The 14,305-nt window shown below is 57.5% G+C and carries 15 protein-coding genes and 1 tRNA gene; 11 read left to right on the top strand and 5 right to left on the bottom strand.

Annotated elements, in window-relative coordinates; genetic code table 11:
- Nucleotides 1–449: 449 nt before the first annotated feature.
- The 4 genes from rpoE to AC1RAC_RS06530 all read left to right on the top strand — a co-directional run bounded on the left by rpoE (nt 450) and on the right by AC1RAC_RS06530 (nt 4,298).
- Nucleotides 450–1,031, top strand: a complete 582-nt coding sequence (gene rpoE / locus AC1RAC_RS06545) for an RNA polymerase sigma factor RpoE/AlgU (protein ID WP_003172477.1) — start codon at nt 450–452, stop codon at nt 1,029–1,031.
- Between the two features lie 32 nt (nt 1,032–1,063).
- Nucleotides 1,064–1,651, top strand: coding sequence for a sigma-E factor negative regulatory protein (locus AC1RAC_RS06540; RefSeq protein WP_034126575.1), 588 nt, complete (start codon nt 1,064–1,066; stop codon nt 1,649–1,651).
- Nucleotides 1,652–1,667: 16 nt separating this feature from the next.
- Complete coding sequence (locus AC1RAC_RS06535; protein ID WP_186526601.1) at nt 1,668–2,627, top strand: MucB/RseB C-terminal domain-containing protein; 960 nt, start codon at nt 1,668–1,670, stop codon at nt 2,625–2,627.
- Between the two features lie 234 nt (nt 2,628–2,861).
- Nucleotides 2,862–4,298 carry a DegQ family serine endoprotease gene (locus tag AC1RAC_RS06530; protein WP_014717365.1) on the top strand — a complete coding sequence of 479 codons (1,437 nt, stop codon included), beginning with the start codon at nt 2,862–2,864 and terminating at the stop codon, nt 4,296–4,298.
- Between the two features lie 68 nt (nt 4,299–4,366).
- Here the strand turns inward: AC1RAC_RS06530 and AC1RAC_RS06525 are convergent, their stop codons facing one another.
- Nucleotides 4,367–5,800 (bottom strand): M48 family metalloprotease, encoded by a 1,434-nt coding sequence (locus AC1RAC_RS06525; protein ID WP_003189458.1) that lies wholly within the window; start codon nt 5,798–5,800, stop codon nt 4,367–4,369.
- Between the two features lie 95 nt (nt 5,801–5,895).
- Between AC1RAC_RS06525 and AC1RAC_RS06520 the strand changes: the two genes are divergently transcribed.
- Nucleotides 5,896–6,135: a sulfurtransferase TusA family protein gene (locus AC1RAC_RS06520; protein WP_054897608.1), complete on the top strand. Its 240-nt coding sequence runs from the start codon at nt 5,896–5,898 to the stop codon at nt 6,133–6,135.
- Between the two features lie 19 nt (nt 6,136–6,154).
- Here AC1RAC_RS06520 and AC1RAC_RS06515 read toward each other — a convergent pair whose 3' ends face one another.
- The gene (locus tag AC1RAC_RS06515; protein ID WP_057701165.1) at nt 6,155–6,628 is read right to left on the bottom strand and encodes a peroxiredoxin; all 474 of its coding nucleotides are present in this window, start codon (nt 6,626–6,628) and stop codon (nt 6,155–6,157) included.
- Nucleotides 6,629–6,642: 14 nt separating this feature from the next.
- Complete coding sequence (locus AC1RAC_RS06510) at nt 6,643–7,203, bottom strand: glycine cleavage system transcriptional repressor (protein ID WP_003189463.1); 561 nt, start codon at nt 7,201–7,203, stop codon at nt 6,643–6,645.
- A gap of 262 nt (nt 7,204–7,465) precedes the next feature.
- Here AC1RAC_RS06510 and dapA point away from each other — a divergent pair, with 262 nt between their 5' ends.
- The 6 genes from dapA (at nt 7,466) to AC1RAC_RS06480 (ending at nt 12,720) form a co-directional block, all read left to right on the top strand.
- Nucleotides 7,466–8,344, top strand: coding sequence for a 4-hydroxy-tetrahydrodipicolinate synthase (gene dapA, locus AC1RAC_RS06505; RefSeq protein WP_492616443.1), 879 nt, complete (start codon nt 7,466–7,468; stop codon nt 8,342–8,344).
- 17 nt (nt 8,345–8,361) lie between these two features.
- The gene (bamC, locus tag AC1RAC_RS06500) at nt 8,362–9,477 is read left to right on the top strand and encodes an NlpB/DapX family lipoprotein (protein ID WP_034126579.1); all 1,116 of its coding nucleotides are present in this window, start codon (nt 8,362–8,364) and stop codon (nt 9,475–9,477) included.
- 4 nt (nt 9,478–9,481) lie between these two features.
- A complete protein-coding gene (locus AC1RAC_RS06495) occupies nt 9,482–10,240 on the top strand; it encodes an MBL fold metallo-hydrolase (RefSeq protein ID WP_054897606.1) in 759 nt (252 codons plus the stop codon).
- 27 nt (nt 10,241–10,267) lie between these two features.
- The gene (gene purC / locus AC1RAC_RS06490; protein ID WP_027604309.1) at nt 10,268–10,981 is read left to right on the top strand and encodes a phosphoribosylaminoimidazolesuccinocarboxamide synthase; all 714 of its coding nucleotides are present in this window, start codon (nt 10,268–10,270) and stop codon (nt 10,979–10,981) included.
- Nucleotides 10,982–11,064: 83 nt separating this feature from the next.
- Nucleotides 11,065–11,154 (top strand) — tRNA-Ser (locus AC1RAC_RS06485).
- Nucleotides 11,155–11,823: 669 nt separating this feature from the next.
- Entirely contained in the window at nt 11,824–12,720 is an 897-nt protein-coding gene (locus tag AC1RAC_RS06480; protein ID WP_492616442.1) for an SDH family Clp fold serine proteinase, read from the top strand.
- A 5-nt stretch (nt 12,721–12,725) separates the two neighbouring features.
- Here the strand turns inward: AC1RAC_RS06480 and AC1RAC_RS06475 are convergent, their stop codons facing one another.
- Complete coding sequence (locus AC1RAC_RS06475; protein WP_492616441.1) at nt 12,726–13,940, bottom strand: Arm DNA-binding domain-containing protein; 1,215 nt, start codon at nt 13,938–13,940, stop codon at nt 12,726–12,728.
- A complete protein-coding gene (xisR, locus tag AC1RAC_RS06470) occupies nt 13,937–14,152 on the bottom strand; it encodes an excisionase family protein (RefSeq protein WP_032892978.1) in 216 nt (71 codons plus the stop codon). The genes AC1RAC_RS06475 and xisR overlap by 4 nt, the downstream gene beginning before the upstream one ends.
- Nucleotides 14,153–14,305: the final 153 nt, after the last annotated feature.

The following is a 14,305-nucleotide window of genomic DNA, read 5'->3' as shown; positions in this document are numbered from 1 at the left end:
CGCAAAAAGCGATCCAAAGGGGGGCGCAAACAGGACGCCTGGATCGGCGAATCAAAGGGTCACACGGGCCACTAGTATATAGAGGGGTGGAGCGGCACAATAGCCACGCCTTCGTGGCATTGTGAGATTATGCTGCGCAGCTTTGGGAAACGGCCGGTTGGCGGGACGGGAACTTTTTGCATAAGCCCCGACTCAATAGCAGGTTGCCCGAAAGCTGGGAAAACGTTGAGTTTATTGGCCCGTCGGGAGCATTGGACGCGTCACGAAACCGGCGACAAGATTATTCGCGCAGCCGGCACCGACCGTGCTGCGTTTTTCGTGTGTGCCAAATCAGTGCATGCCGGAAACTTGCTTGAAGGGGGAGAACTTTTGCGAAAAGCCCGAGTCTATGTTTGCAAGCCTGATCGTTTAGTTATGCAAGCCTCCTTCAAGTACAACGAGGAGTGTTCATGCTAACCCAGGAAGAGGATCAGCAGCTGGTCGAGCGCGTACAGCGCGGTGATAAGCGAGCATTTGATCTGCTAGTGCTGAAATACCAGCACAAAATTCTCGGGTTGATCGTGCGGTTTGTGCACGACACCCATGAAGCGCAGGACGTTGCGCAGGAAGCTTTTATCAAGGCTTACCGTGCACTTGGAAACTTCCGCGGTGACAGTGCGTTTTACACGTGGCTATACCGCATCGCCATCAACACGGCGAAAAACTATCTGGTGTCACGCGGTCGCCGCCCACCAGACAGTGATGTCAGTTCAGAAGATGCTGAATTCTACGATGGTGATCACGGCCTCAAAGATCTCGAGTCGCCGGAGCGTGCATTGCTGCGCGACGAGATCGAAGGCACCGTCCATCGCACTATTCAGCAACTGCCAGAAGATTTGCGTACGGCGTTAACTTTACGTGAATTCGATGGTCTGAGTTACGAAGACATTGCGAGCGTCATGCAATGTCCGGTGGGGACTGTGAGGTCGCGGATTTTCCGGGCCCGGGAAGCCATCGACAAAGCCTTGCAACCGTTGTTGCAGGAAAACTAAAGACAGCGGCGACAGCCAAGAGAGGAACCGCCATGAGTCGTGATGCCCTGCAGGAATCGCTGTCCGCAGTGATGGATAACGAAGCGGATGAACTGGAACTTCGTCGAGTGCTCAACGCATTTGATGACGCCGAAACCCGTGATACCTGGTCTCGTTACCAAGTCGCTCGGGCGGTGATGCACAAGGATCTCCTAATCCCTCGTCTGGATATTGCTGCGGCCGTTTCTGCTGCACTGGCTGATGAAGCCGTTCCGGCAAAAGCCTCGCGTGGTCCGTGGCGCAGCCTGGGTCGTCTGGCAGTGGCCGCTTCGGTGACTGTTGCTGTGTTGGCAGGTGTTCGCCTGTACAACCAGGACGAGATCGCAGGCAACGAGCTGGCCCAACAGACTCAGCAACCGGTCATGGCCGGTCCGCAAGTCAAAGGTCCGGCCGTGCTGGCTGGCTACAAGGAAAGCACTGATACCACCGGCCCTATGGCTAATGGTGTACTTCAGGGGCAATCCGGCTGGCAGGATCAGCGCCTTCCAGGCTACCTGCGTCAACATGCGCAGGAATCGGCTGCCAAAGGCACTGACAGCGCTCTGCCATACGCTCGTGCAGCAAGCCAGGAAAACCGCTGATTCGCTAAGGAGCCCTATGCGCGCCATACCGCTCCTTACGCTTTTGCTCAGTAGTTGGTTTGCACTATCCGCCCATGCCGATGAAGCCCAAGACTGGCTGATTCGACTTGGGCGTGCAGAGCAGCAGCAAAGCTTTGAAGGTACGTTTGTCTACGAACGTAACGGCAGTTTTTCTACCCATGACATCTGGCACCGTGTCCAGAATGGTCATGTCCGTGAACGCTTGTTGCAACTTGACGGCTCCGCCCAGGAAGCGGTCAGGGTTGATGGTCGGGCACAATGTGTCAGTGGCACGTTGGCGGTTGGTCTCGGTCAGTCACCTGAGGCACCCTCGCGTATTCTTGATCCAAAAAAACTCACTTCATTCTATGACCTGGCCGTTATTGGCAAATCGCGCGTGGCCGGTCGTCATGCGGTGATTGTGTCGATCAGCCCGCGTGATCCCTACCGTTATGGGTTTGAATTACACCTGGACCGTGAAACTGCGCTGCCGCTTAAATCCTTGCTGCTGAATGACCAAGGGCAGTTGTTGGAGCGTTTTCAGTTCACCCGTCTGGATGCTTCGGCCATTCCTTCTGACCAGGACTTGCAGCCCAGCGGCGACTGTTCGCCGGTAACGATGTCCGCCGCTAAAGCACCTGAGCTGTCTGCCACGCAAAAGTGGCATCTGGACTGGCTACCGCCTGGTTTCCAACAGATCAGCAGCGCTACGCGCAAAGATGCCCAAACGAAATCTACCGTCGACAGCCTGATGTATGACGATGGGCTCGCGCGTTTTTCGGTGTTTCTTGAGTCAGCCAACGGCGCCGATGTGAATGAAACCCGCGCTCAGCTTGGGCCGACCGTGGCAGTATCCCGGCGTTTGAATACGGTAGATGGCGAAATGATGGTCACGGTGGTGGGCGAAATTCCCATTGGCACTGCTGAGCGCATCGCGTTGTCGGTGCGTGGTGAAAAGGCCGCCGCCAAGCCCTGAGATTGTTAATCTTATGTTCATCCTGGTCTATCAATCTGGGCCCGAATTTCGTTGGGTGCTGGGCGTATGAAATCTCTGGATCAGCATTTTCACTTGCAAAAACTTCCCATGTTTTTTATAGGTCAGGGTTTGATGGCTCTGGCCTTGTTTGTTCGCGGAACAAAAATGCCGCTCGCAGTATCCGGCGTTTATTGAACCCTGTCGCTTAACCCTGCTCGTCGTAACGGGAGCTGTATGTCGATACCACGTTTGAAGTCTTACTTATCCATAGTCGCCACAGTGCTGGTGCTGGGCCAGGCCTTACCTGCGCAAGCGGTCGAGCTGCCTGACTTCACCCAACTGGTGGAGCAGGCCTCGCCTGCCGTGGTGAACATCAGTACCACGCAGAAGCTGCCGGATCGCAAAGTCTCGAACCAGCAGATGCCCGACCTGGAAGGCTTGCCGCCCATGTTGCGCGAGTTCTTCGAACGCGGGATGCCGCAACCTCGCTCTCCTCGTGGCGGCGGTGGTCAGCGCGAAGCCCAGTCCCTGGGCTCCGGCTTCATCATTTCGCCTGACGGCTACATCCTCACCAACAACCACGTGATTGCCGATGCCGACGAGATTCTCGTGCGCCTGGCCGACCGCAGTGAACTCAAGGCCAAGTTGATTGGCACCGATCCACGTTCCGACGTGGCTTTGCTCAAAATCGATGGCAAGGACTTGCCGGTGCTTAAACTGGGCAAGTCCCAGGACCTGAAGGCTGGTCAGTGGGTGGTCGCGATCGGTTCGCCGTTCGGCTTTGACCATACCGTTACCCAAGGCATCGTCAGCGCCATCGGTCGCAGCCTGCCAAACGAAAACTACGTGCCGTTCATCCAGACCGACGTGCCGATCAACCCGGGCAACTCCGGTGGCCCGCTGTTCAACCTGGCCGGCGAAGTGGTGGGGATCAACTCGCAGATATACACCCGCTCCGGTGGCTTCATGGGCGTGTCCTTCGCGATCCCGATCGATGTGGCCATGGACGTCTCCAATCAGCTCAAAAGCGGCGGCAAGGTCAGCCGCGGCTGGTTGGGCGTGGTAATCCAGGAAGTGAACAAGGACCTGGCTGAGTCCTTCGGTCTCGACAAGCCGGCCGGTGCCCTGGTTGCGCAGATTCAGGACAATGGCCCTGCGGCCAAGGGCGGCCTGAAAGTCGGTGACGTAATTCTGAGCATGAACGGCCAGCCGATCATCATGTCGGCGGACTTGCCTCACTTGGTCGGCGCGCTCAAGGCCGGCGGCAAAGCCAAGCTGGAAGTGATTCGTGATGGCAAGCGCCAGAACGTCGAACTGACCGTTGGGGCAATTCCGGAAGAAGGCGCGACCCTGGACGCCCTGGGCAACGCCAAGCCAGGCGCCGAGCGCAGCAGTAACCGCCTGGGTATCGCCGTCGTTGAACTGACCGCCGAGCAGAAGAAAACCTTCGACCTGCAAAGCGGTGTCGTGATCAAGGAAGTGCAGGACGGCCCAGCCGCCTTGATCGGCCTGCAACCGGGTGACGTGATCACCCACTTGAACAACCAGGCAATCGATACCACCAAGGAATTCGCCGACATCGCCAAGGCGTTGCCGAAGAATCGCTCGGTATCGATGCGCGTCCTGCGTCAAGGCCGTGCCAGCTTCATCACCTTCAAACTGGCCGAGTAATCCGCTAGACCTATAAAAAAGCCCCGCTGCCGGTTAACGGCAGCGGGGCTTTTTTGTGGGCGGCGGGTTCAGCTCATCATGCCTTTCACCAAGCGCTCCTGTTCGATCAGCTCACGCTGACGGGCGTCGATGCGTGAGGACAACGGGAAGTTATTGCCGGCGCGCCGCTTGGCAAAGTCCAACTGCTGGATGGCTTGCTGGAAATCCCCCACCAATGCGAAATATTCGGCGCGAGCCTGATGCAGGCCAATGATGTTGCCGGACAAGCCGCGAGTCTCGGCGACCTGATACCACACGTCCGGATCGTCCGGTCGCGACTTGAGCAGCCCATCCAGTGCCTTTTCTGCATCGGCGGTACGGTTCTGTTTAAGCAGCAGGTCTACCCGCACCTGGTTCAGCGGATAGTTGCTGGGGTACTGGGTGAGCATGCGGTCGGTACGTTGCTGCGCATCCGGCATGCGGTTGCTGGTGATGTCCAGTTCGATTTGGGCCAGGTTGTAGGTAATGTCGTTGGGCGCCTTGGCCAACAGCGGCGCCAGGCTTTCCCGCGCTTCCTTGAGTTGAGTACCCTTGATCTGAGCGATGGCCAGGCCATAACGCGCTACGTCATTTTTAGGGTTCTCATCCAGCTGCGCCTGGAAGCGCTTGGCGGCCAGACCTGGTGTGTCTTCGTACTTGAGCTGCACCCGTGCGCGAATCAGTTGATAGCGCAGGCTGTCTTCCTTGCCGCCAGGTTTGGCTTGTTCGGCGCGGTTGCGGGTGTCGGCGATACGCGATTCGGTTACCGGGTGAGTCAGCAGGAATTCCGGTGGCTTGGCGTCGAAGCGGTATTGGCGCATCAGCCGTTCGAACATCGTGGGCATGGAGCGCGGGTCGTAGCCGGCTTTCTCCAGGTTGAGGATGCCGATGCGGTCGGCCTCTTGCTCGTTCTGGCGAGAGAAGCGGCGCTGTTCCTGGATCGCGGCGGCTTGTGAGCCGGCAATCGCGGCGATACCGGCATCGCCGGCACCCGCAGCGGCGGCGATAATGCCGCCAAGCAGGGCGGCCATCATCGGCAGTTGCATGCGTGATTGCGCTTCCACGCCTCGGGCGAAGTGACGCTGGGACAAGTGCGCCAGTTCGTGGGCCAGTACCGACGCGTATTCACCTTCGGTCTGTGCATTGAGAAACAGGCCGCCGTTGACCCCGACGATCCCACCGGGAGCCGCAAAGGCGTTGAGCTGTGGGCTGTTGATCAGGATGAATTCCAGGCGCCGGTCATTGACCTGGCTGGTCTCCACCAGCTTGTACACGCTGGTTTCAACGTAATCCTTGAGTTGCGGATCATTGAGTTGCGAAACCTGGCCGCGCAGGTAGGCCAGCCAGGCGCGGCCCAATTGGTATTCCTGTTGCGGCGAGACTATGGCAGAGCTGGCGTCACCAAGTGACGGCAGGTCGTCAGCAAAGGCCGGGGAGGCCAGCAGGCAGGCCAGCGTCAGCAGGGTAGGGCGCAAAAAAGTCATGCACAAAGCCTTTCGACAAAGAGCTTACTGTAGCCGGACACTGAGCTTGGGACCAGATATTCTAAGCGGCCCGAATGTTTGCCTGGAGTAGCACCATGACCGACGTTGTAGCCTGTGACGCCGAACTCGACGCCAGCGGTCTTAACTGCCCTTTGCCGTTGCTCAAGGCCAAGCTGGAGCTCAATAAAATGGCCAGCGGTGCCGTGCTCAAGGTGACTGCCACCGACGCCGGCTCCCAGCGTGATTTTCGCACCTTTGCCAAGCTGGCCGGCCACACCCTGGAGCATGAAGACGCCGCCGAGGGTGTGTACCGTTATTGGTTGCGCAAGGCCTGACGGCCTTGTCGACGCAGAATCAGGCCTTATTCAGCGCCTGCGCTGCCGCCAACACGGCATCAACATGCCCCGGCACTTTCACTCCGCGCCATTCCTGACGCAGCACGCCTTGGCTGTCGATCAGGAATGTGCTGCGATCCACACCCAGGTATTCCTTGCCATACAGCTTCTTCAACTTGATCACATCAAACAGCTGGCAGACCGCTTCGTCCTTATCGCTGATCAGCTCGAAAGGAAATGCCTGTTTGCCCTTGAAGTTCTCGTGGGACTTCACGCTGTCACGCGACACGCCGAACACTTCGGTATTGGCGGCCTTGAATGCGGCGTACTGGTCACGAAAGCCTTGGCCTTCGGTAGTGCAGCCTGGGGTGCTGTCCTTCGGGTAAAAGTAGATCACCACTTGCTTGCCCTTGAGGGCCGCGAGGCTGAAGGTCTGGCCGCTGGTGGCCTGGGCCTCGAAATCGGCCACGGGTGTGTCGATGGCTACCGGCATAGAGAGGTACTTCCTTACATGGGGTTCTGTGGGCGCCATGGTTCGATCAAGGCGTCGAGGTTCAGGGCATCGGCGAAATCGAGGAACTGGTCGCGCAGCCAACTGATCTGTACGCCGGCCGGCAAGGTCACGGTAAAGGTGGCATTGAGCATGGTGCCGCCGGTTTGTGGCGCCTGGTAGGTGTCACAGGTCAGGTTTTCCAGCTCGACGTTATGGTCGATAAAGAACTGGCACAACTCGTTGACGATGTCCGAACGGTAGGCCGAGCTGACATAGGCCACGTAAGGCAAAGCCTGTGGGCGATTTTCCAGGGCGGCGCTGCGTACCACGTTGACGGTAAAGTCGTGCTTTTTGGCCAGGCCCGGCAGGCCGGTTTCAAGGCGTGCCAAGGCATCCCAGGAGCCAGAAATCTGCAGGACCAGCGCACTGCACTCGCCGTGGCGGGTCAGGCGGGAGGTCACGACGGCGCAGCGGTTCTCATGGCTGGCGCGGCACAGGACGTTGGTCAGCTCCATGGGGTTGGCGCCGAGGGCACTGATAACAAGGAATTGTTCGCGAACTGTGGGGGTGGACATGCAGCCTTCCTAAAGCGATGAGCGGTCGATACCGTGTGGGCTGTATCGATCAAAGGATCAAGGGTAGCGAAAAGCGTCGCCAAGGGCTAGGAGGTGGCGTTTTCATTGCGTGATCAGCCGGCTTCGGGCGGTGCTTTGGCCCGATGATGTCATTGCCCGACGTTTAGTTGCGCCAGAACGCATCCTCACGCGGTACTTCGCTTGTACAAGCATCTTGGCGCCAGTACCATTACGGCTCTCTTTTTCCGGCAGGAGCGGTTGCATGATTGCGGGCAGTATGGTGGCACTGGTCACACCCATGGATGCACAAGGTCGTCTCGACTGGGACAGCCTGGGCAAACTGGTGGACTTCCACCTGCAAGAGGGCACCAACGCCATTGTGGCGGTCGGCACCACAGGTGAATCGGCCACCCTCGATGTGGAAGAGCACATCCAGGTGATCGAGTTCGTGGTCAAGCGCGTTGCGGGCCGCATTGCCGTGATCGCCGGTACGGGCGCCAACTCGACGCGTGAAGCGATCGAGCTGACCAGGAACGCCAAGAAGGCTGGCGCCGACGCTTGCCTGCTGGTAACCCCGTACTACAACAAGCCGACCCAGGAAGGCTTGTACCAGCACTTCAAAGCCATCGCCGAAGCCGTGCAGATCCCGCAGATCCTCTACAACGTACCGGGTCGCACCGCGTGCGACATGAAGGCCGAGACCGTGATCCGCCTGTCCACCGTGCCGAACATCATCGGCATCAAGGAAGCCACTGGCGACCTGCAGCGCGCCAAGGACATCCTGGCCGGCGTGAGCAGCGACTTCCTGGTGTATTCCGGTGACGACGCCACCGCTGTCGAGCTGATCCTGCTGGGTGGCAAGGGCAATATCTCCGTGACCGCCAACGTGGCCCCGCGCGCCATGAGTGATATGTGTGCCGCCGCCATCGCGGGCGATGCAGCCACCGCTCGCGCCATCCACGAAAAGCTGATGCCGCTCAACAAGACACTGTTTATCGAATCCAATCCTATTCCCGTGAAGTGGGCGCTGTTTGAGATGGGTCTGATGCCGGACGGTATCCGTCTGCCGCTCACCTCCCTCAGCGAAGCCTGTCACGAACCGCTGCGACAGGCCCTGCGCCAGTCCGGCGTCCTGGTTTAATTGAGGAAGCACTACGCATGAAGCGATTGGCCGGACTTTCCGCACTTGCCTTGATTATCTCCAGCACCAGTGGCTGCGGTTGGGTATGGGGCCCGGAAGGCTACTTCCGTGACCGCGGCAGCGATTACCTGGAAGCGCAAGCAACCAAACCGATGCAACTGCCGCCTGATGTCAATGTCGCCAAGCGCCTTGACCCATTGTTGCCGATTCCACGCAACGTCGCCGACGACACGGTCAAGGGTGAGTACGTAGTGCCACGCCCACAGCCGATCATGGCCGTGGCCGATGCCAGCGACTACAGCCTGCAGAAAAGCGGCGACAACCGCTGGATCGTGGCTCAGCGTCCGCCTGCCGAAGTCTGGCCGGTGGCGGTGCAGTTCTTCCAGGACAACGGTTTCCGCCTCGACCAGCAACGCCCGCAGACTGGTGAGTTCACCACCGCATGGCAGCAAGGTCGCGAGCTGTCCGCCAACATGGCCCAGCGCCTGCTGGCGGGCGGTGTAGCCGCCGACAGCGAAGCCCGTGTGCGTGTGCGCATCGAGCCCGGCGTGCAGCGCAATACCAGCGAAGTCTATGTCGTCAGCGCCGAGCGGCCTGCCGGCAGCACGGCTGACGTCGACTTCACGCCGCGCTCGGTTAACACCGGCGTCGACGCCGCGCTGGTCGACGAGATGCTGGCCAGCATGAGCCGTATCTCCGAGAAGGGCGGTTCCGTTTCCCTGCTCGCCGCCCGTGATTACGACACCCCTAGCCGCGTCAGCCTCACCGAAGACGGCAGCGGTAACGTCGTGCTGAACCTGGGTGAAGACCTCGACCGTGCCTGGGCCAGTGTTGGCCGTGCGTTGGAGCAGGGCCCTTGGCGCGTTGAAGACATCAACCGCAGCCTGGGCCTGTACTACATCAACGTGGCTGAAAAGGCCGAGAAGAAAGACGATGAGCCAGGTTTCTTCGGCAAATTGTTCGGCAGCGCGCCGACCAAGGAAGAGATCGAAACCCGTGCCGAGCGTTATCAGGTTCGTTTGAGCAAGGTGGGCGACAGCGTGCAAGTCACCGTCGAGAAGAACATCAACACCGTCGCGCCAGCTGAAACAGCGCGCAAAGTGTTGGGCGTGATTCAAGACAACCTGGGCTGATCCTATGCGTTTTGCCGTTCTCGGCAGCGGTAGCCAAGGGAACGGTACGCTGGTCGCCCATGATGACACGTACGTGCTGGTCGATTGTGGTTTCTCCCTGCGGGAAACCGAGCGGCGCCTGTTGCGCCTGGGGGTTCACCCCACGCAACTGAGCGCGATTCTGGTAACCCACGAGCATGCCGACCATGTGCATGGCGTGGGTTTGCTGTCTCGGCGCTACAATCTGCCGGTGTACTTGAGTCGTGGCACGTTGCGCGGGATGCGCAAACCCATTGAGCCGGCAGGTTTTCTGGCCGGTGGCGAGCAACTGCAAATCGGTGCCCTGAGCATCAATGTCGTCGCGGTTGCCCACGATGCCCAGGAGCCCACGCAATACGTATTCAGTGACGGCCAGCGGCGTTTCGGCGTGCTGACCGACCTGGGTTCCTATTGCGCCAGGGTGCTGGACGGATACCGGGACCTCGATGCCTTGATGATCGAGTCCAACCACTGCAGGGATCTACTGGCACGCGGTCACTACCCTTACTTTCTCAAGCAACGGGTGGGCGGCGAGCTGGGACATTTGAACAACCACCAGGCCGCATACCTGGTGTATGAGTTGGGCTGGCAAGACCTGCAACACCTGGTCCTGGCTCACCTCAGCAGCAAGAACAACCTGCCGACGCTTGCCCGGCAATGTTTTGTCGACACCCTAGGGTGCGACCCGGACTGGCTGCAACTGGCCGATCAAGATTCAGGGCTCGACTGGCGACACATCGCCTAGCCCACCTTACTCAAAGCGGAGCCCATCATGGAAAAACGTGAAGAACTCTACCGCGGCAAAGCCAAGTCGGTGTACAAGACCGACGACGCCAACCGCCTGATCCTGCTGTTTCGCAACGACACCTCGGCGTTCGACGGCAAGCGCATCGAACAGCTGGATCGCAAAGGCATGGTGAACAACAAGTTCAACGCCTTCATCATGCAGAAACTCGAAGCGGCCGGTATCCCGACGCAATTCGACAAACTGCTGGGCGACAACGAGTGCCTGGTCAAGAAGCTCGACATGATCCCGGTGGAATGCGTCGTGCGTAACTACGCCGCCGGCAGCCTGGTCAAGCGTTTGGGCGTGGAAGAGGGCCTCAAGCTCAACCCTTACACCTTCGAACTGTTCCTGAAGGACGACGCCAAGGGCGACCCGTTCATCAACGAATCCCACGTCGTGGCGTTCGGCTGGGGCACCGCTGAGCAACTGGCGCGCATGAAGGAGTTGTCCCTCAAGGTCAACGACGTGCTGAGCAAGCTGTTCGACGACGCCGGCCTGTTGCTGGTGGACTTCAAGCTCGAATTCGGCGTGTTCCACGACGGCTCCATCGTCCTGGGCGACGAGTTCAGCCCGGATGGTTGCCGCCTGTGGGACAAGGACACCAAGAAGAAGATGGACAAAGACCGCTTCCGCCAAGGCCTCGGTGACGTGATCGAAGCCTACGAAGAAGTCGCCAAGCGCCTCGGCGTACCGCTGTAATCGACGCAAGCATCTGATAGCACGGAAAAAAATCGCTTCGGCGCTTTGCATCCATCAATCATGCTGTTATGATGCGCGCCGTTGGAGAGATGCCAGAGTGGCCGAATGGGACGGATTCGAAATCCGTTGTACCTTCACCGGTACCTAGGGTTCGAATCCCTATCTCTCCGCCATTATTGAATAAGACTAAGCCCCTGTAATCGTTAAAGATTACAGGGGCTTTTTCGTTTTTTCCGCTAGCGCTAGGGCATCTTTAGGGCATTTTTTTGCTCCTATATGCCGCTCAAGGACGCTCAGTGCCAATGGACGTCCGTATATAAAGCCATTACACATCACTCCAATGGCGTTTTTAGTGATGAGTGATAAAAAAATGCAATGGCGTATCACGTGGCCATCAGCTAAATTCTGGATGCGGGCAAAAAGTGGAATGTTTGCCGAATCATTCATGATCCGAAAGCTGGAACCATTCGTCGTAGCAATCGTCGGATAATATGAAGAATGTACGTTCGGTGCTTCAAATGCTTGTAGCCATTTGCTAGCATCGCGTACCAAATTTTTGGGCTCGTATGGATACGAGACTTAACAGGAGCTGCATATGCAAACAAATCGTACTGATTTCGAGGCTGGTTTCGCACTACTAGGGTTGAATCCTTCCCCTGGCGCTGCTTATCAGGGCGCACATAGCTACGCTCGTCAGTTCAAGAAATGTTCGATTCTGACTGAGGCTAGCGTGGGTTACGCTGCCACGTCTGCAGGCAGCTCGGCGAAAGTCATTTCCAAAAAGTAATCAAGATTCTTCTCAAAAGCCCGGTGTCATGCCGGGCTTTTTTATGGACGTTTATATGCCGAATTGGACTCAGGTTTTAGAAGAGATCGTTTTCAAAGCCCAGACGAGCACGAACGCTGTCGATGAAGTGCGTAAAAAGTACCTGGGGCTTTTGCATCAAAAAACAGGCCGCAATGTTATTGCTTACTACTCCGGCTTCCTTCAGAAGCCTGGGTATGCATTCGGTCAGGTCAATGATGATGATAAGAATGGATTTATGAATGCGGTTCATAGCCTAGATCGTAGCCAGGGATTGGATTTGATATTGCACACTCCAGGTGGTGACTTGTCGGCTGCGGAATCGATCGTTCATTACCTGCGGCAGATGTATGGTACCGACATTCGTGCCGTGATCCCGCAACTCGCGATGTCTGCGGGCACAATGATTGCTTGCGCTTGTTCTGAAATCGTAATGGGCAAGCAGTCGAATATCGGTCCTTTTGATCCTCAATTTGGCGGCATTCCCGCGCACGGTGTACTTGAGGAGTTTGAAAACGCCATCGAGTCAGTTAAGCGGGATCCGCTGTCCACGCCAATCTGGCAAGCAATCATCAATAAATATCATCCTACTTTCCTTGGTGAGTGCGAAAAAGCAATTGAGCTTGCAGATCTTATTGTAAAAAATTGGCTCGTGAGCGGCATGTTTAAGGGGGATGCGGATGCTGTTCAGAGAGCCGACAACATCGTGCTTGCATTGAATGACCACGCCGGTACCAAAACTCACTCAAGGCACCTGCATATTGAAGATGCAATAGGTTTTGGACTGAAGGTGGTGCAGTTAGAAGACGACCCAGATCTTCAGGATCTGGTGCTGACGGTACATCACGCTTACATGCATACATTTGCTAACTCACATGCAGGTAAGATCATTGAGAATCATAACGGCAGCGCGATCGTTCTCTTTTCTCAATGATTAGATCACGGACGGAATCCCAGCATGGTAGAGACCATACCTGCCATGCTCCTGGTGTCTCTTGGTATCCACCTACCATAGTGTTTTCTAACCATCGTTGTGTCAGCGTGGCCAAGCTGTCGGGCTACCCACTCAATTGGGACGTAGCTCGATAGCATCTGGCTGGCGAAGGTATGGCGACATTGGTTAGCACCTCGGTGTCGGACTTCCGCCTTTTTCAGGTGTGCGGTGAACCAGTTGCTCAGTGTCTTGCCGTTCCAGAGTAACCCGCTGGTCGAGCTGCGGAAAAGGAACCTGACTTTCATCTTCTTGGACGTGATGTTGTCGCGCTGGATAACGGTGATTTCCTCGGCCACCGCGTCCTTGGCGGCGGCAACTATCTCCCGCATCAGTGCTAGGGCCGGGTCTATAAGCTCGATGACTCGAACCCTGGAGCGCTCTTTGGGGACTTTGAACTCGCCCACGACCAATGCGCGGCGTACGTGCACCAAGCCGGCATCCAGGTCTACATCTTCAACGGCAAGCCCAATGAGCTCCGAAAGGGACATCCCGGCCCAGCAGTTGAACTCAATCATCCTGGTATCAGGTCGGCGGTCGGGGTCCGTCTTGCCGATCAATTCGATTTCGTTGCGACTGAAGGGGTCGGCATGCTCCAGGTCGACATCCGATCCGACGTTGCTGATCCTGTCTAGTGGGTTGGCCTTCAGGATGCCGTCGCCGAAGGCGTCCGCCCACACACCACGAACGACGGTGAAAATGTCGTTTACTGTCTTCGGGGCGAGGCCCTGCTTGAGCAGTTGTGCTTGAAACAACTCAATGTCGCTCTTGCTGATGTCGACGATTCGACGTTTGCCGAACTTCTTTTCTACGTGCACAGCCTTGCTCACGTAGTTGATGACAGTGCTCGACGCTTTAAGCGCGCGCTGAACCTCCAGCCAGCGCTCAATGCCTTCCTTTACAGTGCGCTTGAGCGAAGGGCCGCCGGTTCCAGTGAACATGACGGCCCTTGGCGAGTTGGGAAAGTGAGCCGCATAGTCGAAGCGGCCCTCTTTGATTTCCGCGAGAATGGTGCGCCGCTTGTTGTCGGCATAGGCGATCGCTGCCTTGTTTACTTTCGAGATCCCTTCCAGGGGTTCCCGGCACCGTTGGCCGTTGAAGATGAACCAGATGCGTAGCTGCTTGCCGTTCATCTCAACGCCTGTCGGCATCTTGTCGATCATGGCTGTCCTTCCATCCAGCGCTCGATGGCGGCACGGTTGTAGACGATTACGTTGGCCGGGTCATAACGCCAGTGCTTTCCTTCTAGCCACAGACCCCGTGTGCGGTATTTGCGAACCGCCTCGGTGGATAGTCCGAAGACCGGATATAACAGATCCTGCCGAAACCAGGCGCCTGGTGTGATGTGGAAGTCGAGTTTCTCTGCTGCGCTCATTGTGCTATCTCCCCAGCGCGCCGAGCGATGCTTTCGGCTTGACGCTGCTTGCTGCATTTTTGGTGGTTGCCATGGGCTCGTGACTTGTTGCACTTGTCACATATGGTGCATAGGTCGAGTGGGGCCATCTGTCCTTGGCGGATTCGGACTGTT

The sequence above is a fragment of the Pseudomonas sp. GW823-FHT02F05 genome, assembly GCF_058797315.1.
This window is presented reverse-complemented; position numbering and strand designations above follow the sequence as displayed.

Bases quoted from the DNA above. Each gene is read 5' to 3' on its own strand.
- AC1RAC_RS06525 (WP_003189458.1), bottom strand. From the start codon at position 5,800: ATGACTTTTTTGCGCCCTACCCTGCTGACGCTGGCCTGCCTGCTGGCC.
- bamC (WP_034126579.1), top strand. From the start codon at position 8,362: ATGAAGCGATTGGCCGGACTTTCCGCACTTGCCTTGATTATCTCCAGC.
- AC1RAC_RS06535 (WP_186526601.1), top strand. From the start codon at position 1,668: ATGCGCGCCATACCGCTCCTTACGCTTTTGCTCAGTAGTTGGTTTGCA.
- dapA (WP_492616443.1), top strand. From the start codon at position 7,466: ATGATTGCGGGCAGTATGGTGGCACTGGTCACACCCATGGATGCACAA.
- xisR (WP_032892978.1), bottom strand. From the start codon at position 14,152: ATGAGCGCAGCAGAGAAACTCGACTTCCACATCACACCAGGCGCCTGG.
- AC1RAC_RS06515 (WP_057701165.1), bottom strand. From the start codon at position 6,628: ATGCCGGTAGCCATCGACACACCCGTGGCCGATTTCGAGGCCCAGGCC.
- AC1RAC_RS06480 (WP_492616442.1), top strand. From the start codon at position 11,824: ATGCCGAATTGGACTCAGGTTTTAGAAGAGATCGTTTTCAAAGCCCAG.
- AC1RAC_RS06510 (WP_003189463.1), bottom strand. From the start codon at position 7,203: ATGTCCACCCCCACAGTTCGCGAACAATTCCTTGTTATCAGTGCCCTC.
- purC (WP_027604309.1), top strand. From the start codon at position 10,268: ATGGAAAAACGTGAAGAACTCTACCGCGGCAAAGCCAAGTCGGTGTAC.
- AC1RAC_RS06495 (WP_054897606.1), top strand. From the start codon at position 9,482: ATGCGTTTTGCCGTTCTCGGCAGCGGTAGCCAAGGGAACGGTACGCTG.
- AC1RAC_RS06520 (WP_054897608.1), top strand. From the start codon at position 5,896: ATGACCGACGTTGTAGCCTGTGACGCCGAACTCGACGCCAGCGGTCTT.
- AC1RAC_RS06475 (WP_492616441.1), bottom strand. From the start codon at position 13,940: ATGATCGACAAGATGCCGACAGGCGTTGAGATGAACGGCAAGCAGCTA.
- AC1RAC_RS06540 (WP_034126575.1), top strand. From the start codon at position 1,064: ATGAGTCGTGATGCCCTGCAGGAATCGCTGTCCGCAGTGATGGATAAC.
- AC1RAC_RS06530 (WP_014717365.1), top strand. From the start codon at position 2,862: ATGTCGATACCACGTTTGAAGTCTTACTTATCCATAGTCGCCACAGTG.
- rpoE (WP_003172477.1), top strand. From the start codon at position 450: ATGCTAACCCAGGAAGAGGATCAGCAGCTGGTCGAGCGCGTACAGCGC.